Below are 21,667 nucleotides of genomic sequence, written 5' to 3'. Positions count from 1 at the left end.
AAACAGGCAAAAAAAAATCCCCGAACCAGTCGGGGATTTTTTTATCGATCAATCAACCCGGGGGCTGATCAATCTTCGCGGTAACGACGCAGCTTGAGCTGCTTGCCAGCCACGCGGGTGTCCTTCAGTTTGGTCAGCAGACGCTCCAGACCATCTTCCGGCAGTTCTACCAGACTGAAGCTGTCACGCACCTGGATGCGACCGATCGCTTCACGCGCCAGGCCACCTTCGTTAAGGATGGCGCCCAGCAGGTTCTTGGCGGCGATACCGTCACGCGCACCCAGCGCGGTACGGCAACGGGCACGACCTTCAGCCAACGGCACCGGAGCACGACGCTCACGATCGCTACGCTCAGGACGGTCACCGGAACGCTCCGGACGATCGCCACGTGGCGCATTGTTCGGCACCAGCGGACGCTCTTTCTCGATCGCCGCCAGGGTCAGCGCCTGGCCATTGGTGGCCTTGCGCAGCAGGGCCGCGGCCAGGGCACGCGGGCTGCAACCGATATCGGCGGTCAGGCGATCGAGCAGCTCGCCATGGGTCGATTCAGCATCGGCTACCAGTGGCGAAAGGCTGTTGGTCAGTTTCTTGATGCGCGCATCGAGAACAGCCTGGGCATCCGGCAGGCGGACTTCGGCGACTTTCTGACCGGTCACACGCTCGATCACTTGCAGCATGCGGCGCTCACGTGGCGTCACCAGCAACAGTGCGCGACCTTCGCGACCGGCACGGCCGGTACGGCCAATACGGTGCACGTAGGACTCAGGATCGTACGGCATGTCGACGTTGAACACGTGGGTGATACGCGGAACGTCCAGGCCACGTGCGGCAACGTCGGTCGCCACAACGATGTCCAGACGGCCATCCTTGAGGGATTCGATCACGCGCTCACGCTGGTTCTGGGCGATGTCGCCGTTCAGCGCGGCAGCCTTGTAGCCTTTGGCTTCCAGGGCGCTGGCCAGGTCCAGGGTCGCTTGCTTGGTGCGCACGAACATGATCAGGGCGTCGAAATCCTCGACTTCCAGCAGGCTCAGCACAGCCGAGGTCTTCTGGTCGGCGTGAACCAACAGGTGAGCCTGTTCGATCGCGGTAACGGTCTGGGTCTTGGTCTGAATCTTGACGTGTTGCGGATCGCGCAGATGGCGTTCGGCAATGGCGCGGATCGACTGCGGCAGGGTCGCCGAGAACAAAACGGTCTGACGGGTTGCTGGCAGGGACTTGAAGATGACTTCCAGGTCGTCCATGAAGCCGAGCTTGAGCATTTCGTCCGCTTCATCGAGAACCAGGTGGTTCACGGTGGCCAGGACTTTTTCGTCACGACGCAGGTGGTCGCACAGACGACCCGGAGTGGCGACAACAATCTGTGCGCCATTACGGATTGCTTTCAGTTGTGGGCCCATGGGCGCGCCGCCGTAAACGGCCACAACGGTAACGCCCGGCATTTGCTTGGCGTAGGTTTCGAAAGCGGTTGCTACTTGCAACGCCAACTCACGGGTTGGCGCCAGGATCAGGGCTTGCGGTTCGCGCTTAGCAGGATCGATACGATGCAGGATTGGCAGGGCGAACGCAGCGGTTTTACCCGTACCGGTTTGCGCCTGGCCAATCATGTCGTGGCCGGCCATGATGATCGGGATCGATTGCTGCTGGATAGCCGAAGGCTCTTCGTAGCCAGTCGCGGTGACGGCTGCAAGAATATTCGGATTAAGATTAAAAGCGGCGAAGCCGCCGATTTCCTGGGTCATGGGTCTGCCTCTAAGTGCATCCGCAAAGACCCATGCTCCAAAGCTGCGCATGCCTTGTAAGACTCTGAGAGTCACCCTGGCAGCTTTGTCGGCGGGGATTTGCGAAAACGATTGAATGAAAGAATCGTCAAGGATAGTCCGCATGGCGGACAGCAGCCGAAGCTGACTTCGGGGAATTGCATTACCTAAACGCGGCCCGGTTAAAGGCCGGCGCGCACTATACCGGAATTGGCGAAAAAAGGGAGATTTATTTATCTGGAAATGCCGCTGTACGCCTCTCTATGGCGGGCTTTGCAGATAATCGGTCACCGGCTTGCCTCTGACCCTCCTTGCCGGATGGGCCTGGCGGCTTAAACGGTTCACTCGTCGGAATCTGCGAATAAAACTCAAGCGATCTCCAGAGCACGACAAAACTGCGTATGCCGTCTTGCCCCTTGACTCGCAACTGCAGCCAACGCTGTCAATGTGGGAGCCGGCTTGCCGGCGATAGCGGTGTTGGATTCACCATCGTCATCGCTGGCAAGCCAGCTCCTTGTATCGTGTTAGCTTCAGATCCTGGCGGCGAACAAGGCCTGATGCGCCCGGCATTGCTCGGCCGTAAGCATGAACACGCCGTGCCCACCGCGCTCGAAGTCCAGCCAGGCAAAGTCCACCTCGGGGTACAGCGCCTCGACATGCACCTGGCTGTTGCCGACCTCGACAATCAGCAGGCCCTTCTCGGTCAGATGATCCGCCGCCTCGGCCAGCATCCGCCGTACCAGGTTCAGACCGTCGTCACCGCACGCCAGGCCCAGCTCGGGCTCATGTTGGTATTCCTCCGGCATGTCGGCAAAATCCTCGGCATCCACATAAGGGGGGTTGGAGACGATCAGGTCGAAACGCTGGCCGGGCAGACCGTCGAAACCATCGCCCTGGACCGTGAACACCCGCTCATCGACGCCGTGGCGCTCGATATTCTGGTTGGCCACTTCCAGCGCCTCGAAAGACAGGTCGGCCAACACCACTTCCGCCTGCGGGAACTCATAGGCACAGGCGATGCCAATGCAGCCGGAGCCAGTGCACAGGTCGAGAATCCGCGCTGGCTCATTCGCCAGCCAGGGAGCGAAGTGGCCCTCAATCAATTCGCCGATCGGCGAACGTGGAATCAGCACCCGCTCGTCAACGATAAACGACAGACCACAGAACCAGGCCTCGCCCAGCAGATAGGCGGTGGGCACACGATCTTCGATGCGGCGCTTGAGCAGGTGCTGCAAGCGGCTCAGCTCGTCATCTTCCAGGCGGCAGTCGAGGTAGCTGTCGGCGATTTCCCATGGCAGGTGCAAGGCCCCCAGCACCAGTTGACGCGCCTCATCCCAGGCATTATCGGTACCATGACCAAAAAACAGATCCGCGCCATGAAAGCGGCTGACAGCCCAACGAATATGGTCGCGCAGCGTACGCAGGCGGGAATTGATCACGGGGGGAGGCTCCTGAAAAAAACGACGGGGGATTCTAACAGTCAAACCGGCACCGGGTGAAAATAAGGCAAAAAGACATCATCCACCGCCGTTTCGCCCGCGGGCAAACAACCCTTGACACGGCTACAGCCCAATAACCACGCCGCCTGCGCGGGTTGCGATTCACATACGCGCTCAGCCGGAGGACAATGCGGTAAAAGCCCCACTCAAAGGAGCCCCGAATGCCTGTTCCAAAGACGATGTTTCAACTCAGCGGCCGTGGTTATGCAGCCGCCAATCTGGGCCATGCCAGCCTGTTGATCATCGACGCCCAGAAAGAATATCTCAGCGGCCCGCTGGCCTTGTCCGGCATGGACGCTGCCGTCGACAATATCAAGCAGTTGGTGGCCGCCGCCCGCCAGGCCGGACGCCCCATCGTGCATATCCGTCACCTGGGCACCGTGGGCGGTCTGTTCGATCCCCAGGGCGAGCGCGGCGAATTCATCCCCGGGCTGGAACCCCAGGGCGACGAAACCCTGATCGGCAAGCTGCTGCCCAGCGCCTTTCACGGCACCGGCCTGGAGAAGCACCTGCAGGACCTCGGCTCCCTGGACCTGATCGTCTGCGGTTTCATGAGCCACTCCAGTGTCAGCACCACGGTGCGCGCAGCCAAGAACCTGGGTTTCCGCTGTACCCTGGTGGAAGATGCCTGCGCGACCCGCGACCTGCCCTACAAAGGTGAAATCATCAGCGCTGTCCAGGTCCAGCGTACCGAGATGGCGATCATGGCGGACAATTTCGCCACCCTCGCCCAGACCAAAGAGCTGATCGGCTAGCCGTTTCGATGGAGCGTCCTGACGACCGCCCATCCATTAACGCGGTCAATTGCGTCTCATTTTCCGATTTCCCGGATACATCAGGAACAAGCCGACCATCTCCCGGTCGAAGGGCCGATACTCATAGAGGAAATCGGAATGAAGATATCCGATGGTTTTGACGCTCGCCGCCTGCGCCCCCGGGGCCAGAGCAGCTGGGGCTCACGTTTGAGCGCGGCGCTTGCCGCGTTGCTGGCCACCTTCGGGGTGCTGCTGATCATGGCCGGCGCGGCCAGCCTGCTCGGCCACGCGCCGGCACTGGGTGATTTGAATGCCACGCCGGTCGGTTCGGCGGTGGCTTTGGGCGTGGGCCTGCTGACGCTCTGGCTCGGTGTCTGGCTGTGGCGCCGCAGCCGGCGCCGGATGCGCCGCGGCCACGGGCTGAACATCGCCCCCCACCTGATGAAAAAGCACGACTGATCAAGCACCTGCGCGCAATCTGCGGTGACGCCACCCAGGGCACTTGGGTAAACTGCCAGGCCCTGCGGAGGCTGACATGCAAGACGACGACTTTTCCCTGTTCAAAAGCGAGATCCGTGGCGTCAAGCCGATCAAGCATGATCGTGCCGACACCGGCAAGCCCAAGTCCGATCGCGCGCAGCTGGCCAAGTTGCGCCAGGCGGCCACGGTGCGGGTGCAGGACACCGCGGTGGATGGGCTGTCCGACCAGTTCGTTATCGACGTCGGCCCCGAAGACGAGTTGCACTGGGCCCGCGACGGGGTCCAGGAAAGCCAGATGCGCAAGCTCAAGATCGGCCAGATTCCGTTCGAAGGCAGCCTCGACCTGCACGGCATGAGCGTGGAGAAAGCCCGGGAAACCCTCTGGGCCTTTCTCGCCGAGGCGACCAAATTCGAAATCCGCTGCGTGCGCGTCACCCACGGCAAGGCTGTACGCCTGGACGGCAAGCGCCCGATGATCAAGAGCCACGTCAACACCTGGCTGCGCCAGCACGCCCAGGTCCTGGGTTTCACCTCCTGCCAGCCGAAACATGGCGGTGCGGGGGCGGTGTATGTGATGCTCAAGCGGACCATGATGGAAGGCCGCGACGAGTAACCGGACTGTCATCGAATTTGCAGGCGGCTGCCAGCCGCCGTATCCTTGCTCTTTGCGTAAACTCCCACAGGTAGCTTCATGTCCCTGGAACAGAATTACACCGAGATCCTCGGCCAACTCGGCGAGGACGTCTCCCGCGAGGGTCTGCTCGACACACCCAAGCGCGCCGCCAAAGCCATGCAGTACCTTTGCCGCGGTTACGAACAGAGCCTGGAAGAAGTCACCAATGGTGCCTTGTTCAGCTCCGACAACAGCGAAATGGTGCTGGTCAAGGACATCGAGCTCTACTCGCTGTGCGAACACCACCTGCTGCCGTTCATCGGCAAGGCCCACGTGGCCTACATTCCGAGTGGCAAGGTGCTGGGCCTGTCCAAGGTCGCGCGCATCGTCGACATGTATGCCCGGCGCCTGCAGATCCAGGAAAACCTCAGCCGCCAGATCGCCGACGCGGTCCAGCAGGTGACCGGTGCTCTGGGTGTGGCGGTGGTGATCGAAGCCAAGCACATGTGCATGATGATGCGCGGTGTGGAGAAACAGAATTCGTCGATGATCACCTCGGTGATGCTCGGTGAGTTCCGCGAAAACGCCGCGACCCGCAGCGAGTTCCTGGCACTGATCAAGTAAGCCGCTGATGCAGTACCTGTGAGAGGGTTGCTTGTGTGGGAGCGGTGCTTGTCGGATCGCCGCACCGCCGCGAAGCTTTTAGCGGCCTCAAGGGCGTCTTCGCGCGCAAGCTGCGCTCCCACACAAGCTGCATTCCTACACAAGCAACCCTCTCAAACAAATTTCGCCCCCACCCAAACAGCGTGCCCACCACTATCAGGTAAGCTGCACCCCTTCTCCACCGCCCACGAGGCTATCCCGTGTTCGTCAAAGCACTTCGAGTCGGCCTGGGCCAACTCATCATCTTCATCGATTTCCTCACCCGCCCAAGCAAGCAAAAACGCCCCGCGCCTGATCAGGCCAAGGTCGAGGCCGCGGCCCGGGAACTGACCCTCTATCAGTTCCACGCCTGCCCGTTCTGCGTGAAGACCCGCCGCACCCTGCGCCGCCTCAACGTGCCGGTGGCCCTACGTGACGCGAAGAACAACGAACAGGATCGCCAGACCCTGCTCGAGCAAGGCGGCAAGATCAAGGTGCCGTGCCTGCGTATCGAAGAAAACGGCCAGACCACCTGGATGTACGAATCCAAGGTGATCATCGACTATCTGCAGAAGCGTTTTTCCGCGGCCTGAACCCGGGCACCTTTAGTTGCGGCAGCCGTTGGTTTCATCACGACACTCGGTATAAGCCTTCAACTGCGCCGCACGCTGCCGGGTCAACTCGGCCTTGCACTGCAAATCAAGCATCGGCCAGATCGAACCACCGTCCGCCGGTTTGCCATTCCGATACAGGCAATCGGCGTCACGGAAAGCCAGCCACTTGCGCTGCGCATCCTTGAGCGCTGCTTTGTTGGCCGGGTTCTTCAGGTAGTCCATCTGCGTCTTGTAGTACCGGTTGAGGTCGTTGTCGGCCCTCTTCAATTCCTTGCCCGCACATTCATTCATCGACGCCTGGTTGGCATCGCAGTTATCGGCCGCCTGTGCGCCCGTGGCCAGGCCGAGAACACTCAGCGCAAAAAAAGCCAACATGGGATAACTCATGCGGTCTTCCTTGTTCGGTGAATAAACAGATGACCTACCTCCTGTAGGAGCCGGCTTGCCGGCGATAGCGAGCTGACAGTCGACATCTCTGTCGCCTGACAAACCACTATCGCCAGCAAGCCGGCTCCTACAGGGAGGGTTTGCGTCATCCAGAAGCTCGCGTCATACGCCAGATCGTCAATCCAGCATGCCGACATGCTTCGGATGGCTGGCCACCCGCTGCAACCAGGCCTGGATGCCCGGGTAGGCGCTCAGGTCGAAGCCGCCCTGATCGGCGACATGGGTATAGGCATACAACGCGATATCGGCGATCGAATAGTGCTCGCCCACCAGGTAAGGGGTTTGCTGAAGCTGCTTCTCCATCACCTTCAACGCCTTGTGCCCACGCTTCTGCAGCTTGAGGTATTCCTCACGACGCTCCTCCGGCAAGCCCAGATAGAACTCGATAAACCGCGCTACCGCGATATAGGGTTCGTGGCTGTACTGCTCGAAGAACTGCCATTGCAGCACCTGGGTGCGCAAACGCGGCTCGCTGGGCAAGAATTCGCTGCCGTCGGCCAGGAAGTTGAGAATCGCGTTGGACTCCCACAGGCAGGTGCCGTCTTCCAGCTCCAGCACCGGCACCTTGCCGTTGGGGTTTTTAGCCAGGAATTCCGGCGTCTCGGTGTCACCCTTGAGGATGTCCACCGGGTGCCAGCGATATTCCTGCCCCAGCAGGTGCAGCATCAGCTTGATCTTGTAGCAATTGCCCGACTGGTAATCGCCATAAACCTTGTACATGGCCCTCCCCTTAAGCCGCCTGTGCGACCTGTGCATGACGGATGACCGCGGCCAGGCGCTTGAGACCTTCGTCCAGGCGCTCCGCTGCGATGTGACTGAAATTAAGACGAAGATTACCCGGATTACGCTCCGGTTCGGCAAAAAAAGGCTCGCCGGGCATGAATGCGACATCCCGGCTCAATGCCTCGGCGAGCAAGGTACGGGTGTCCAGCGGCTGCTTGAGGGTCAACCAGAAGAACAATCCACCCTGCGGCACCTGCCAATCGGCCAGGTCGCCGAAGTGGCGCTCCAGTGCCTGTTGAAAAGCATCCCGTCGAACTCGGTAAAAGTCACGGAGTTGCACCAGGTGCTGGCGATATTTTTCCGTGCCGATCCACTGCAGCGCCTGCCACTGGCCGATGCGATTGGTGTGCAGGTCCGCCGACTGCTTGAGCTTGAGCAGATGGGGAAACAGGTCCGGGCTGGCGATCAGGTAGCCGACCCGCAATCCGGGAGCCAGGGTCTTGGAGACGGTGCCGGTGTAGATCCAACTGCTGTTGTTCAAACGACTGACAATCGGCCGGGCGCTGCCGCCGTCATAGGTCAACTCGCGATAGGGCTCATCCTCGATCAGGGTCACGCCGAACTCGTCGAGCAAGGCGGCGACAGCCTCACGCTTGGCTTCGCTGTAGCGCACGGCCGAGGGGTTCTGGAACGTCGGAATCAGGTAGACGAAGGCCGGCTGGTGGTTTTCCAGGCGCACGCGCAGTTGGAGCAGATCGGGGCCGTCCTGTTCCTGGGGGATCGTCAGGCACTCGGCGCCGAACAGCTGGAAGATCTGCAAGGCGGCGAGGTAGGTCGGCCCTTCGAGGAGGATCTCGGTGCCCTTGTCGATATGCAGCTTGGCCACCAGATCCAGGGTCTGCTGGGACCCGCTGACCACCAGTACCTGGCTGGCCTGGCAGTCGATCCCCAGCGCCCGCGCCTCGGCGGCCAGCACCTCGCGCAGCGCCGGCTCGCCCTCACTCATACCGTACTGGCCATAGCCGACCGGCAGCCCCTCCCACTCCAGCGTCGGCAACATGGCTTCGGACGGCAGGCCGCCGGCAAAGGACATCACTTCCGGACGCTGGGCGGCCGCGAGGATTTCGCGAATCAGGGAGCTTTTCAGACGGGTCACGCGTTCGGAGAAGGCCATGGATGGTCACCGGTAGCTAAGTGGACGAAAAGTACGTCAAACTGCTTGACCGAAATTACGCCGCCGCGAGCCAATACGTCAATATGCTTGACCTTAAAAATTCGAATGCCCAGCAAGATGCCATGCAGGCCTTCTTCTTCGGTTACCAGGCCTTCACCGCCAAGGCCGACGAAATGCTCGAGCGTCGTGGCTTGAGCCGGGTGCACCAGCGCATCGTGTTTTTTATCGCCCGTTATCCGGATGTGAGCGTCAAGGAGCTGCTGGCCTTGCTCGGCGTCAGCAAGCAGGCGCTGAACATGCCGTTACGCCAACTGACTGAAATGGACCTGGTGCGCAGCGTTGCGTCCGAGGCCGACAAGCGCAAGCGCCTGCTGCGCCTGACAGCGGAAGGTGAGCAGCTGGAGGCGTCGCTGCGCCGTGAGCAGGTCAAGTTGTTGCAGAAGGCCTTTGCCCAGGCCGGTGAAGCCGCAGTGGACGGCTGGTTGGCGGTGAACCTGGCGCTGGGAGAAAACCGCCCGTCCTGATACCACACTCCTTGTAGGAGCCAGCTTGCTGGCGATTGCGATCTGACAGTCGACATCTTTGTCGGTGGGTAAACCGCTATCGCCAGCAAGCTGGCTCCTACAGGGTTCGCGACAACTCTCCTCTCAATCGCCCCCTTCCGACGTATCGCACACAAATTAAAAAACATTATTTGCTTTATTTGTATACAAAAGCATAATTCGTTTCGTGCGAGTTCCTGACTTTACGGTCAACAAACCCGTGCTGCCTCAAAGAGCCGCTGCCCGCCCCTGCGTCCGGCTCTGGAAATAACAATAAAACTCTTGAGGAGTACTCGCTGTGGAAAGCCGCAAATCCGAAGCCCCCTTGCTGGACCTGTCGCCACCCTCGAGTTCCGGCCTGCTGGAACGCCTGTTCAAGCTCAGGTTGCATCGCACCACGGTGAAAACCGAACTGATCGCCGGTGTGACCACCTTCATCACCATGGCCTACATCATCTTCGTCAACCCGAACATCATGGCCGACGCCGGTATCGATCATGGCGCGGCCTTTGTTGCCACCTGCATCGCCGCCGCCCTCGGCTGCCTGCTGATGGGCCTCTACGCCAACTGGCCGGTGGGCCTGGCACCGGGCATGGGCCTGAACGCGTTCTTCACCTACACCGTGGTCGGCACCATGGGCTACCACTGGGAAACCGCTCTTGGCGCGGTGTTTATCTCCGGTGTGCTGTTCATGGCGCTGACCCTGTCGCGGATCCGCGAATGGCTGCTCAACAGCATCCCCGTCAGCCTGCGCCATGCGATGGGGGCCGGGGTCGGGCTGTTTCTCGGGGTCATCGGCCTGAAAACCGCCGGAATCGTTGTCGCCAGCCCCGCCACCTTGATCAAGCTCGGAGCCCTGCATGAACCCGGCCCGCTGTTGGCTGCCGTCTGCTTCCTGATGATCGCGATCCTCAGCTACCACCGGGTCTTCGGTGCCATCCTCATCAGTATCATCAGCGTGACCCTGGCCGGTTGGGGCCTGGGGCTGGTGGAATACCACGGGATTTTTTCCACCCCACCGAGCCTGGCCCCGACCTGGATGGCCATGGACCTGAAGGGCGTGTTCAACGTCAGCATGATCAGCGTGGTGCTGGCCTTCCTCTTCGTGCACATGTTCGACACCGCCGGCACCCTGATGGGCGTCGCCCAGCGCGCCGGGCTGGTGAACGCCGACGGCCGTATCGAGAACCTGTCCCGGGCCATGAAAGCGGACAGCGTCTCCAGCGTATTCGGTGCGGTGATCGGTGTACCGCCGGTCACCAGCTACGTGGAAAGTGCCGCGGGTGTTGCAGCAGGTGGTCGGACTGGTCTGACCGCTGTTACTGTAGGCATACTGTTTGTCGCGGCCATGTTCTTCGCCCCGTTGGCTGGCATGATCCCTGCGTACGCGACCGCGGGCGCGCTGATCTACGTGGCGATGCTGATGATGAGTGGCATGGCGCATATCGAGTGGGATGATGCGACGGACAGCATTCCGGCGATTGTCACCGCGATCATGATGCCGCTGACGTTCTCGGTCGCCGATGGGATCGCCCTGGGTTTTATCACCTATGTGGCACTGAAGGCGGGAACCGGCAAGTTCAAGGATATTTCCGTCAGCCTCTGGGTGCTGTGCGCCATTTTTATCGCCAAGTTCATCTTTCTGTAAGAGAACCCGAGCGGTAGTAACCAGCCCCATCTCGATGGGGCTTTTGTACGAAGGGAGAAACCCGATGAGTCTGGAAACCTGGTTGTTGTTCAGCACTGCCGCCCTGGTGGTGATCCTGATCCCCGGGCCGCTGTCGCTGCTGATGATCAGCAACAGCCTGAATTATGGATTGCGTCGCTCGTACCCGGCCTTTCTCGGCGGGGTCAGCGCCTCGATCTGCTTGTTGAGCGCCTCGGCTCTGGGTCTGGGTGCGTTGCTGCTGGCCTCGGAGCAGTTGTTCAGCGTGCTGAAGATTATCGGCGCGCTGTACCTGTTCCATCTCGCCTGGCAGAGCTGGCAACAATCGCGGCAACCGGCGCGGGCGGCGAATGTGCCCGAAACCGCACCGGTCCCGCGCTTTCGTGCCCTGTTTGGGCGCGCCTTTGTGCTCGGCGCCAGCAACCCGAAGGACATCCTGTTCTTCGCCGCCTTCCTGCCGCAGTTTCTCAAGGCCGACCAAGCGTTTCTCGGCCAGTTGCTGGTGATGATCGCTACCTGGACCGTGTTGGATCTGCTGTGCAAGCTCGCTTATGGCCTCGGCGCCCATGGCGCGGCGGGGTATTTGCGCAGTGGCAAGGGGCAGAGCTGGTTCAACCGGATCAGCGCCGGGTTGTTCGGTGGGGCGGGGGCGGTGTCGTTGTTGAGCCGTTAGATGTGTAGCGTCAGTAATGGCCTCTTCGCGGGCAAGCTCCGCTCCCACAATGTCCGAGTAAACCTCGGCATTGTGTACAGACACAAAACGGTGGGAGCGGAGCTTGCCCGCGAAGAGGCCAGTACATTCACCACCACAACCACCTGCAAACCCAACCGCCAGACATAAAAAAGCCCGCAGTGAACGCGGGCAAATAACCAAGGAAACTTTTGCGCAGAGGCTTGGGGAATCTAGCTGCCTCGGTAGGTCGAATAGCTGTAGGGCGAAATCAGCAACGGTACGTGGTAGTGCTCCTGCTCGGCGCTGATCCCGAAACGCAGCACCACCACGTCAAGGAACGCCGGCTCCGGCAGCGTTACGCCACGAGCCCGATAGTAATCACCGGCATGGAACTGCAACTGATAGACCCCGGAGCGGTAGTCGGCCCCTTGCAGCAACGGCGCATCGCAGCGCCCGTCGCTGTTGGTCAGGACACTGGCGACCAGCTCCAGCTGTGCGCCTTCGAGCCGATACAGCTCGATCTTGATCGAACTGCCGGGGCAGCCGTGTGCGGCATCCAAAACATGTGTAGTCAAACGTCCCATTGATTCTGCGGGCCGGCCCGCCCTTCAGGCAGATCAGGCCTCGCGCCTCCCGGAGTCAGTGAATAAAGGAGAAACCGCACCCTGGCGAAGCACGAACCGGCGCGACCCGGAAATTATTAAGACACTTTTACAAAATATTGTACACAATAAATTCGAGCTTTTTTCCGACGCCCCCGACCCACGCCCGCCAGCCACCAATACCGCGCAATCACCTGCCGACAAAAGACCGCCGAAGTATTAACTGACCGAACAGGCAGGTTTCTTGCAAGGTTTCCCGAGGTGAAGCGTGCGGTCATTCAGCGGAAAGAAATGCAAAAAAACGGGCTTACAAAATCAATATAAAGTTGTATACAATCATTTCATCGCCGTGACGCCACCCGGTTTTGACGGGGCACCACGCAACCGTCACCACGAACAAGAAGGAACACTGCAGTGAGCGCCGACTACCCACGCGACCTGATCGGTTACGGCAGCAACCCGCCTCACCCCCACTGGCCGGGCAACGCCCGCATCGCCTTGTCCTTTGTGCTCAACTACGAAGAAGGCGGCGAACGCAACATCCTCCATGGCGACCCGGAATCCGAGTCCTTCCTCTCGGAAATGGTTGCGGCGCAACCCCTGCAGGGCGCACGCAACATGAGCATCGAGTCGCTCTACGAGTATGGCAGCCGTGCTGGCGTGTGGCGGATTCTCAAACTGTTCAAGCGCTTCGATATTCCCCTGACCGTGTTCGCCGTGGCCATGGCCGCCCAGCGCCACCCGGACGTAATCCGTGCCATGGTCGAGGCCGGCCACGAGATCTGCAGCCACGGCTACCGCTGGATCGACTACCAGTACATGGACGAAGCCGAGGAGCGCGAGCACCTGCTCGAAGCCATCCGCATCCTCAGCGAAATCAGCGGCGAACGGCCACTGGGCTGGTACACCGGGCGCACCGGGCCGAACACCCGCAAGCTGGTGATGGAGGAAGGCGGCTTCCTGTATGACTCGGACACCTACGACGACGACCTGCCCTACTGGGAGCCCAACAACCCCACCGGCAAGCCGCACCTGGTAATTCCCTATACCCTCGACACCAACGACATGCGCTTCACCCAGGTGCAGGGCTTCAACACGGGCGACGATTTCTACCAGTACCTCAAGGACGCCTTCGACGTGCTCTACGCCGAAGGCGCCGATGCGCCGAAAATGCTTTCCATCGGCTTGCACTGCCGCCTGATCGGCCGTCCGGCACGCCTGGCCGCCCTCCAGCGTTTTATCGAATACGTCAAGGGCCACGACCGGGTCTGGTTCAGTCGCCGGGTCGATATCGCCCGCCACTGGCACGCCACCCACCCGTTCCAGGAAGCCGTGAAATGACTGCCTTCCAGACCCTCAAGCCATCGACCCTGAACCGCGCGGCCTTTATCCAGGCCTTCGCCGATATCTACGAACATTCGCCCTGGGTCGCGGAGAAGACTTTCGACCTGGGCCAGGACACCGGCCTCGACGAGGTCGAGACCCTGCACCAGCGCATGAGCGACATCCTGTTGAGCGCCGATCACGCCAGCCAGCTGGCCCTGATCAACGCTCACCCGGACCTGGCAGGCAAAGCCGCCGTCCAGGGCCAGTTGACCGAAGCCAGCACGAACGAACAGGCCGGCGCCGGTATTCACCAATGCTCGAGCGAGGAGTTCCAGCGCTTCACCGAGCTGAACGACGCCTATAAAGCCAAGTTCAAGTTTCCCTTCATCATGGCGGTAAAAGGCAGCAACCGGCATCAGATACTGGCCGCGTTCGAAGAGCGCATCCACAACCCGGTGGACACCGAGTTCCAGTGTGCGCTGGCCGAGATCAACAAGATCGCCCTGTTCCGCCTACTGACCCTTTAGCGAGCCGCGCCTGAACCCGGCAAGCCTCCCCAACCACTCATTAAAAGGCAGACAAAAAGTATGAAAGCCTACGCCGCACCTTTCGAGAAGTTCGTCAATCTGGCCGACGCCCGCCTGGGCACCAAGATCCTCTCGGTCACCGATGACTGGTTCGCCGACGCCAACCGCCTGTTCCAGCCGACTCCGGCCGTATGGAAGGAAGGCGTGTTCGACGACAACGGCAAGTGGATGGACGGCTGGGAGTCGCGCCGCAAGCGTTTCGAAGGCTACGACAGCGCGGTGATCCGCCTCGGCGTGGCTGGCTCGATCAAGGGCGTGGACATCGACACCTCGTTCTTCACCGGCAACTATCCACCATCGGCCTCGCTGGAAGCCTGTTTCCTGAGCCAGGGCGAGCCGGACGAAAACACCCAGTGGATCGAAGTGCTGTCCGCCGTCGAGCTGCAAGGCAACAGCCATCACTACCACGAGATCAGCAACGACCAGGCCTTCAGTCACCTGCGTTTCAACATCTATCCAGACGGTGGCGTGGCACGCCTGCGGGTCTACGGCATTCCGTTCCGTGACTGGTCGGCGGTGGGCGACAACGAACAGGTCGACCTGGCTTCCGCGCTTAACGGTGGTCGTGCCCTGGCCTGCTCCGACGAGCACTTCGGGCGCATGAGCAACATCCTCAACCCGGGCCGTGGCGTCAATATGGGCGACGGTTGGGAAACCGCGCGCCGGCGTACCCCGGGCAATGACTGGGTGATCGTGGCCCTGGGTCATCCGGGCGAGATCGAGCAGATCATCGTCGACACCCTGCACTTCAAGGGCAACTACCCGGACAGTTGCTCGATCCAGGGCGCCTTCGTCAAGGGCGGCACCGACAGCCAGATCGAGACCCAGAGTCTGTTCTGGCGTGAACTGCTGCCCAGCCAGAAGCTGGAAATGCACCAGGAACATAGCTTCGCCGAACAGATCAAGGCGCTGGGGCCCATCACCCATATCCGCCTGAACGTATTCCCGGACGGCGGTGTCAGCCGGCTGCGAGTGCTGGGCAAGGTTGCAAAATAAAGGTAATGCACACTCTGTGGGAACAGATTTTGTGTGGAACTGAAACTGTGGCAGCGGAGCTTGCCCGCGAAGCTCTTGGCGATCTTGAGGGCCTCTTCGCGGGCAAGCTCCGCTCCCACCCAAGCACCGCTCGCACAAATCCGCGTCCACGGGATAGCGGCGTAGCCATTCATGAATTAGAGAATAGAAGAACCGCATGCGCACACTGACGATTGAACCGCTGAGCAAAGAAGCCTTCGCCCCTTTCGGTGACGTGATCGAAACCGACGGCAGCGACCACTTCATGATCAACAACGGTTCGACCCAGCGCTTCCATCGCCTGGCGACGGTGCAAACCGCCACGCCGGACGACCAGGCGATCATCAGCATCTTCCGCGCCGACGCGCTGGAGATGCCCTTGACCGTGCGCATGCTCGAGCGCCATCCGCTGGGCAGCCAGGCTTTTATCCCGCTGCTCGGCAACCCCTTTCTGATCGTGGTCGCGCCCCTTGGCGATGCACCGGTATCAGGCTTGGTCCGCGCCTTTGTCAGCAATGGCAGGCAGGGCATCAATTACCATCGCGGCGTCTGGCACCACCCGGTGCTGACGATCGAAAAGCGGGATGACTTCCTGGTGGTTGATCGCAGTGGTTCCGGCAACAACTGCGATGAGCATTTCTTCAAAGAGGATGAGTACCTGATCCTCGCCCCCCACCAATAAGAGAAGGTCTGATCACTCCCGAAAAAGAGTGACAGGCGAGAGGTAAAGACTGTGCAAGCACATCTGATGGAATGGCTGAACCTGAGCGTGCGCTGGATTCACATGATCACGGGCGTGGCCTGGATCGGTGCATCGTTCTACTTCGTCTGGCTGGAGAACAACCTCAACCGGGTCAACCCCAAGGACGGCCTGGCCGGCGACCTGTGGGCGATCCACGGCGGCGGTATCTACCACCTGGAAAAATACAAACTGGCCCCACCGACCATGCCGGATAACCTGCACTGGTTCAAATGGGAAGCCTATTTCACCTGGCTGTCGGGGATCGCACTGCTCTGCGTGGTGTTCTACTCCAACCCGCTGCTCTACCTCGTTGCCCCCGGCAGCGGCCTGAGCGGCCCCGAGGGCGTGGCCATCGGCATCGGCGCGCTGATCGCCGGCTGGTTCGTCTACGACTTTCTCTGTGACTCGGCCCTGGGCAAGCGCCCGGTCCTGCTCGGTTTCATTTTGTTCGTGCTGCTGATTGCCGCTGCCTACGGTTTCAGCAAGGTATTCAGCGGTCGCGGTGCGTACCTGCATGTCGGTGCGATCATCGGCACTATCATGGTCGGCAACGTGTTCCGCATCATCATGCCGGCCCAGCGCGCGCTGGTGGCGGCGATCGCCGAGAACCGCACGCCGGACCCGGCCCTGCCGGCCAAGGGTCTACTGCGTTCGCGGCACAACAACTACTTCACCCTGCCGGTGCTGTTCATCATGATCAGCAACCACTTCCCGAGCACTTACGGCAGCCCGTACAACTGGCTGATCCTGGCCGGGATCGCGGTGCTGGCGGTATTGGTGCGGCACTACTTCAACACCCGCCACAACAGCCACAAGTTTGCCTGGACCTTGCCGGTCGCGGCTTTGGGGATGATCTGCCTGGCCTATGTCACCGGCCCGGCCCCGACCCCGAGCGCACCGCAGTTGGCCAAGGCCCCGGCGAAGATCGAATACCAGCCGCTGCCGGAAACCGCACTGGGCGGCAAGCCAGCCGAGGTGGCGCCAGCGGCATCCGCAGCACCGGCGACGCCCGCTGTTGCACCCGTAACGGCCGCTCCAGCACCAGCTCCAAGCGCAACAGCGCCGACAGCCAATGTCGCCGACGTCAGCTTCGACAAGGTTCACAGCGTGATCCAGGAACGCTGCGCGGTGTGCCATTCGGCCCAGCCCAGCAGCCCGCTGTTCAGTTCGGCGCCGGCCGGGGTGATCTTCGATACCGCGCAACAGATCCAGCAACTGGCCCCGCGCATACAGGCCCAGGCCGTCACCACCCAGATCATGCCATTGGGCAACATTACCCAGATGACCCAGCAGGAACGTGACCTGATCGCGGCCTGGATCAACCAGGGGGCACGCACCAACTAAACATCGATGGCGAGTGGGCTTGCCCACGCTGGGGCGCGAAGCGCGCCCCACGTTATTCCAGTCAGAACGCAATGACCGTCACGGTGGGAGCGGTGCTTGTCGGATCGCCGCACCGCCGCAAAGCTTTTAGCGGCCTCAAGGGCCTCTTCGCGAGCAAGCTCTGCTCCCACAGGGACCGTGTTCGGCCTTAACTGAACGGTATTAGGGCTTGCCCACTCGCCACAAGAGGTCCGTTCGCCACATCGCTGCAACCGTTTCAAAAAACGCTGTCCGCAACCACACAGCGCTAAAACCACAAGAATAAAAAAGATCCGAGGTGTTGCATGTCCGAGTCATCCGAACCGCGCATCCCCGCCGCACCCGCTATCCAGCGTCTGCCCCTGTTGCAGTTGATCCTGGTGGGTCTGCAACACGTTCTGCTGATGTATGGCGGCGCCGTCGCCGTACCGCTGATCATCGGACAGGCCGCCGGCCTGGGTCGTGAGGAAATCGCCTTTCTGATCAACGCCGACCTGTTGGTGGCCGGTATCGCCACCGTGGTGCAATCCCTTGGCATCGGCCCCATGGGCATCCGCATGCCGGTAATGATGGGGGCCAGCTTCGCCGCCGTCGGCAGCATGGTGGCCATGGCCGGCATGCCCGGCATCGGCATGACCGGGATCTTCGGCGCCACCATCGCCGCCGGGTTCTTCGGCCTGCTGATCGCCCCGTTCATGTCCAGGATCGTGCGTTTCTTTCCGCCCCTGGTCACCGGCACCGTGATTACCGCCATCGGCCTCTCGCTGTTTCCGGTGGCGGTGAACTGGGCCGGCGGCGGCAGTGCCGCGCCACAATTCGGCGCGCCGATCTACCTCACGGTGGCCGCGTTGGTACTGGCCACCATTCTGCTGATCAACCGCTTCATGCGCGGTTTCTGGGTGAATATCTCGGTGCTGATCGGCATGCTCCTGGGTTATGTCCTGTCGGGTGTCATCGGCATGGTCGACCTCGGCGGCCTGGCCCAGGCGCCCTGGCTGAAAGTCGTCACGCCACTGCATTTCGGCCTGCCGCAGTTTCACCTGGCGCCGATCCTGTCCATGTGCCTGGTGGTGGTGATCATCTTCGTCGAGTCCACCGGGATGTTCCTCGCCCTGGGCAAGATCACCGGCCAGGACGTCACCCCTCGCATGCTCCGGCGCGGCTTGCTGTGCGACGCCGGCGCTTCGTTCCTCGCCGGTTTCTTCAACACCTTCACCCACTCCTCCTTCGCCCAGAACATCGGCCTGGTACAGATGACCGGCGTGCGCTGCCGCTCGGTGACCATCGTCGCCGGGATCTTCCTGATCATCCTCAGCCTGCTGCCCAAGGCCGCGTTCCTGGTGGCGTCGATTCCACCGGCGGTACTGGGCGGCGCGGCCATTGCCATGTTCGGCATGGTCGCGGCCACCGGGATCAAGATCCTCCAGGAGGCCGATATCTCCGACCGGCGCAACCAGTTGCTGGTGGCGGTGAGCATCGGCATGGGCCTGATCCCCGTGGTGCGGCCGGAGTTCTTCGCCCACCTGCCACTGTGGATGGGTCCGATCACCCACAGCGGTATCGCCATGGCGACCTTGAGCGCCGTGTCCCTGAACCTGCTGTTCAACGTGCTGGGGGGCGCCGAACGGGCGGCACTCAGCGGGCATGTGCAGCCGCACTGATGCCCTTGCCGACGGATCCGAGGGCTCTGGCACGGGGTGCTTGAGCCCTTGGGCGCGAGTCAGTATGCTGCGCGCCCGCTCGAATCCGCTTGAACCAGCCATCGCCACCGACACCTGACCCAAGCGCCAGCCAATCCCGGCGCGAGACAACCTCAAGGCCTATCGACGCCCTCCCGATCGACTGTTTCGCGGACAGCCGGACGAGGCGTCTTTGACCTTTTTTTGCCTTGATCCAGCCCTTGCCAGGAGCAGGCAGGCTGGCGAGCCGATGCTGGCACACAGAAAAAAAAGGCGCCAGACCCAGAGCGCCGAACGACGGATTCGTCGAACCACTGACCTTAGGGAACACACCCATGAAGCGCACGTGTACGAGCCTGATATTGTCCACCGCCCTGCTGGCCGCGGGACCTTCCTGCGCGGGCGACCTGCTGCAATGGCAGAACAACAGTCTGACCTATCTGTACGGCAAGAATTTCACCGTCAACCCGCAGATTCAGCAGACCCTCACCTTCGAGCACGCCGACGCCTGGAAGTACGGCGACAACTTTTTCTTCCTCGACCGGATCTTCTACAACGGCAAGGCCGATACCAGGCTCGGCCCAAACACCTACTACGGCGAGTTCAGCCCACGGCTGTCCATGGGCAAGATCTTCGACCGCTCATTCGCCTTCGGCCCGGTCAAGGACGTACTGCTGGCCATGACCTACGAGTTCGGCGAAGGCGACACCAACGCCTACCTGTTCGGCCCCGGCTTCGACCTGGACGTACCGGGGTTCGACTACTTCCAGCTGAACTTCTACCAGCGCCATACCGACAGCAATCGTCCGGGCAGCAATATCTGGCAGATCACCCCGGTCTGGTCCTATACCTTGCCGCTAGGGAACTCCAACGTGCTGATCGACGGCTATATGGACTGGGTGGTGGACAACGACCGCAATGCCCAAGGGACCTACCACGCCAACCTGCACTTCAACCCGCAGATCAAGTACGACCTGGGCAAGGCCTTGCATTGGGGCGAGAAGCAGTTGTACGTGGGGGTCGAGTACGACTACTGGAAGAACAAGTATGGCCTCGAGAGCAGCGGGGAGTTCAAGACCAACCAGGACACCGCGAGCCTGTTGATCAAGTACCACTTCTGATGGCGTCGTAAGTCCTGCGGCGCCTGGTCGACCGCCATCGCCAGCAAGCTGGCTCCTACCGTTATGCGTATCACCACGAGCTATCGTCGTGCCCCAAAACCTGTAGGAGCCAGCTTGCTGGCGATAGCCGCCGATTAGACGGCGCAGGACTCAAGGACATCACCGACCGCTTCCATACACCCGTGTGGAAGGGGCATTCTTGAGCCTTGCGCAAACCCGGTGCTACCATGCCCAACCGCCCGGGCCGGCAAGGAAAAACCTGGTTTATGAGCACCATCCGCGAACGCAACCGTGAACTGATCCTGCGCGCCGCCAGCGAAGAGTTCGCCGACAAGGGCTTCGCCGCCACCAAGACCAGCGATATCGCGGCCAAGGCCGGCCTGCCCAAGCCCAACGTCTACTACTACTTCAAGTCCAAGGACAACCTCTACCGCGAGGTACTGGAAAGCATCATCGAGCCGATCCTCCGGGCCTCGACGCCGTTCAACCCCGCGGGCGTGCCCGCCGAGGTGCTGGCCGGTTATATCCGTTCGAAGATCCGTATCTCCCGCGACCTGCCGTTTGCCTCCAAGGTCTTCGCCAGTGAAATCATGCACGGCGCGCCGCACCTGAGCCCCGAGCAGGTGGAACAGCTCAACGCCCAGGCCCGGCACAATATCGCCTGCATCCAGACCTGGATCGACCGCGGTCTGATCGCCCCGCTCGACCCCCATCACCTGATGTTCAGCATCTGGGCCGCAACCCAGACCTATGCCGATTTCGACTGGCAGATCTCCTCAATCACCGGCAAGGCCAAGCTGGAAGACGTCGACTATGAAGCGGCGGCGCAGACCATCGTGCGGCTGGTGCTCAAGGGTTGTGAGCCGGACCGATAGATCGCGGTGCGCCACTCGCGGCGGTGCGGCGACCCGACAAGCTCCGCTCCCACAATGTCCGTGCCCGCTCATACATCTTCGCTGTGACATAGAACTTGTGGGAGCGGAGCTTGCCCGCGAAGGCGTCCGCTCAGGCAGCAAAAATCAAACTGACACCCCGGCATCCGCCACCAACCCCAACGCCTCGACCGCACTGATCGCACACTGCTCATCGATATCCGAAGTATCCCCGGTAATCCCGATAGCCCCGATCACCTTCCCCTCCTGATCACGAATCAGCACCCCACCCGGAGCCGGCACCACACTGCCCTGCCCCAGGCTATTCAACGCCGCCACAAACGCCGGCCGCTGTTGCGCATCCAGCGCCAGCAAGCGCGAGCCCTTGCCCAGGGCAATCGCGCCCCAGGCCTTGCCGATGGCGATCTGCGGGCGCAACAGGCTCGCCCCGTCCTCGCGTTGCAGTGTCACCAGGTGCCCACCGCCATCCAGCACCGCAATGGTCAGCGGCGCCGCCGAAATGGCCCGGCCAGCGGAAATCGCCTGGCTGGCCAGGTTGACTGCGACGTTCAAGGTTAAAGCGCTCATGGTGCCGTCCTCATCGAGTGGGGGGAGAAGCGTTGACGCTCCGTGTCAGGAGCCGTTCGACAGAACAAATAGAACACAATAATAAATATTTTTGTATACAAAAATATGCTAACAATCACTCAACCAAGCTATAAACGGCCTCGGAACGAATCTACCAATCATTTTAGAAAAGGCATTGACCAGCGC

The 21,667-nt window shown here is 61.2% G+C and carries 23 protein-coding genes; 16 read left to right on the top strand and 7 right to left on the bottom strand.

All coding sequences use genetic code 11. From position 1 onward, the window contains the following. Nucleotides 1-68 precede the first annotated feature (68 nt). Nucleotides 69-1,742, bottom strand: coding sequence for a DEAD/DEAH box helicase (locus AC07VG_RS16370; RefSeq protein ID WP_495001553.1), 1,674 nt, complete (start codon nt 1,740-1,742; stop codon nt 69-71). Between the two features lie 548 nt (nt 1,743-2,290). After that, complete coding sequence (gene prmB, locus AC07VG_RS16365) at nt 2,291-3,199, bottom strand: 50S ribosomal protein L3 N(5)-glutamine methyltransferase (protein ID WP_495001552.1); 909 nt, start codon at nt 3,197-3,199, stop codon at nt 2,291-2,293. Between the two features lie 221 nt (nt 3,200-3,420). Here prmB and AC07VG_RS16360 point away from each other — a divergent pair, with 221 nt between their 5' ends. From AC07VG_RS16360 to AC07VG_RS16340, 5 genes are all read left to right on the top strand, one after another. After that, nucleotides 3,421-4,014, top strand: a complete 594-nt coding sequence (locus AC07VG_RS16360) for a cysteine hydrolase family protein (RefSeq protein WP_495001551.1) — start codon at nt 3,421-3,423, stop codon at nt 4,012-4,014. A gap of 138 nt (nt 4,015-4,152) precedes the next feature. Then, the gene (locus AC07VG_RS16355) at nt 4,153-4,473 is read left to right on the top strand and encodes a hypothetical protein (protein ID WP_495001550.1); all 321 of its coding nucleotides are present in this window, start codon (nt 4,153-4,155) and stop codon (nt 4,471-4,473) included. A gap of 76 nt (nt 4,474-4,549) precedes the next feature. Next, complete coding sequence (locus tag AC07VG_RS16350) at nt 4,550-5,107, top strand: Smr/MutS family protein (RefSeq protein ID WP_495001549.1); 558 nt, start codon at nt 4,550-4,552, stop codon at nt 5,105-5,107. 78 nt (nt 5,108-5,185) lie between these two features. After that, nucleotides 5,186-5,731 carry a GTP cyclohydrolase I FolE gene (gene folE, locus AC07VG_RS16345; protein ID WP_100940621.1) on the top strand — a complete coding sequence of 182 codons (546 nt, stop codon included), beginning with the start codon at nt 5,186-5,188 and terminating at the stop codon, nt 5,729-5,731. Nucleotides 5,732-5,970: 239 nt separating this feature from the next. Beyond that, nucleotides 5,971-6,342, top strand: coding sequence for a glutathione S-transferase N-terminal domain-containing protein (locus AC07VG_RS16340; protein ID WP_495001548.1), 372 nt, complete (start codon nt 5,971-5,973; stop codon nt 6,340-6,342). Between the two features lie 12 nt (nt 6,343-6,354). Here the strand turns inward: AC07VG_RS16340 and AC07VG_RS16335 are convergent, their stop codons facing one another. The 3 genes from AC07VG_RS16335 to AC07VG_RS16325 all read right to left on the bottom strand — a co-directional run bounded on the left by AC07VG_RS16335 (nt 6,355) and on the right by AC07VG_RS16325 (nt 8,707). Continuing rightward, a complete protein-coding gene (locus AC07VG_RS16335) occupies nt 6,355-6,750 on the bottom strand; it encodes a lysozyme inhibitor LprI family protein (protein WP_495021539.1) in 396 nt (131 codons plus the stop codon). Nucleotides 6,751-6,927: 177 nt separating this feature from the next. Continuing rightward, complete coding sequence (locus tag AC07VG_RS16330) at nt 6,928-7,530, bottom strand: glutathione S-transferase family protein (protein WP_495001546.1); 603 nt, start codon at nt 7,528-7,530, stop codon at nt 6,928-6,930. 10 nt (nt 7,531-7,540) lie between these two features. Further along, nucleotides 7,541-8,707: an aminotransferase-like domain-containing protein gene (locus AC07VG_RS16325; RefSeq protein ID WP_495001545.1), complete on the bottom strand. Its 1,167-nt coding sequence runs from the start codon at nt 8,705-8,707 to the stop codon at nt 7,541-7,543. Nucleotides 8,708-8,790: 83 nt separating this feature from the next. Between AC07VG_RS16325 and AC07VG_RS16320 the strand changes: the two genes are divergently transcribed. The 3 genes from AC07VG_RS16320 to AC07VG_RS16310 all read left to right on the top strand — a co-directional run bounded on the left by AC07VG_RS16320 (nt 8,791) and on the right by AC07VG_RS16310 (nt 11,588). Next, on the top strand, nt 8,791-9,231 hold the full coding sequence (locus AC07VG_RS16320; RefSeq protein ID WP_495001544.1) for a MarR family winged helix-turn-helix transcriptional regulator: 441 nt from the start codon (nt 8,791-8,793) through the stop codon (nt 9,229-9,231). A gap of 316 nt (nt 9,232-9,547) precedes the next feature. Beyond that, nucleotides 9,548-10,897, top strand: a complete 1,350-nt coding sequence (locus tag AC07VG_RS16315; RefSeq protein ID WP_495021538.1) for an NCS2 family permease — start codon at nt 9,548-9,550, stop codon at nt 10,895-10,897. Nucleotides 10,898-10,961: 64 nt separating this feature from the next. Further along, nucleotides 10,962-11,588: a LysE family translocator gene (locus AC07VG_RS16310; RefSeq protein ID WP_495001542.1), complete on the top strand. Its 627-nt coding sequence runs from the start codon at nt 10,962-10,964 to the stop codon at nt 11,586-11,588. Between the two features lie 230 nt (nt 11,589-11,818). Here the strand turns inward: AC07VG_RS16310 and uraH are convergent, their stop codons facing one another. Further along, entirely contained in the window at nt 11,819-12,172 is a 354-nt protein-coding gene (gene uraH / locus AC07VG_RS16305; RefSeq protein ID WP_495001541.1) for a hydroxyisourate hydrolase, read from the bottom strand. Between the two features lie 432 nt (nt 12,173-12,604). Here uraH and puuE point away from each other — a divergent pair, with 432 nt between their 5' ends. The 8 genes from puuE to AC07VG_RS16265 all read left to right on the top strand — a co-directional run bounded on the left by puuE (nt 12,605) and on the right by AC07VG_RS16265 (nt 20,896). Further along, on the top strand, nt 12,605-13,531 hold the full coding sequence (puuE, locus tag AC07VG_RS16300; RefSeq protein WP_495001540.1) for an allantoinase PuuE: 927 nt from the start codon (nt 12,605-12,607) through the stop codon (nt 13,529-13,531). Continuing rightward, nucleotides 13,528-14,043, top strand: coding sequence for a 2-oxo-4-hydroxy-4-carboxy-5-ureidoimidazoline decarboxylase (gene uraD, locus AC07VG_RS16295; protein WP_495001539.1), 516 nt, complete (start codon nt 13,528-13,530; stop codon nt 14,041-14,043). Before puuE ends, uraD begins: the two co-directional genes overlap by 4 nt. Nucleotides 14,044-14,103: 60 nt before the next feature. Next, nucleotides 14,104-15,099 (top strand): allantoicase, encoded by a 996-nt coding sequence (gene alc, locus AC07VG_RS16290; RefSeq protein WP_495001538.1) that lies wholly within the window; start codon nt 14,104-14,106, stop codon nt 15,097-15,099. A 196-nt stretch (nt 15,100-15,295) separates the two neighbouring features. Further along, complete coding sequence (locus AC07VG_RS16285) at nt 15,296-15,799, top strand: ureidoglycolate lyase (RefSeq protein WP_177105590.1); 504 nt, start codon at nt 15,296-15,298, stop codon at nt 15,797-15,799. Between the two features lie 51 nt (nt 15,800-15,850). Further along, on the top strand, nt 15,851-17,203 hold the full coding sequence (locus AC07VG_RS16280; protein WP_495021537.1) for a urate hydroxylase PuuD: 1,353 nt from the start codon (nt 15,851-15,853) through the stop codon (nt 17,201-17,203). Between the two features lie 323 nt (nt 17,204-17,526). Further along, on the top strand, nt 17,527-18,882 hold the full coding sequence (locus AC07VG_RS16275; protein WP_495001536.1) for a nucleobase:cation symporter-2 family protein: 1,356 nt from the start codon (nt 17,527-17,529) through the stop codon (nt 18,880-18,882). 353 nt (nt 18,883-19,235) lie between these two features. Then, the gene (locus tag AC07VG_RS16270) at nt 19,236-20,021 is read left to right on the top strand and encodes an outer membrane protein OmpK (protein WP_495001535.1); all 786 of its coding nucleotides are present in this window, start codon (nt 19,236-19,238) and stop codon (nt 20,019-20,021) included. Between the two features lie 266 nt (nt 20,022-20,287). After that, nucleotides 20,288-20,896 (top strand): TetR/AcrR family transcriptional regulator, encoded by a 609-nt coding sequence (locus tag AC07VG_RS16265; RefSeq protein ID WP_495001534.1) that lies wholly within the window; start codon nt 20,288-20,290, stop codon nt 20,894-20,896. Between the two features lie 144 nt (nt 20,897-21,040). On the opposite strand, the gene AC07VG_RS16260 is transcribed toward AC07VG_RS16265, so the two are convergent. Beyond that, nucleotides 21,041-21,481, bottom strand: coding sequence for a GlcG/HbpS family heme-binding protein (locus tag AC07VG_RS16260; RefSeq protein ID WP_495001533.1), 441 nt, complete (start codon nt 21,479-21,481; stop codon nt 21,041-21,043). Nucleotides 21,482-21,667: the final 186 nt, after the last annotated feature.

The sequence above is a fragment of the Pseudomonas sp. GW821-FHT03C07 genome (assembly GCF_059420925.1).
Note: the sequence above shows the minus strand (reverse complement) of the source record. Positions and strands in the feature narration are given on the sequence as shown.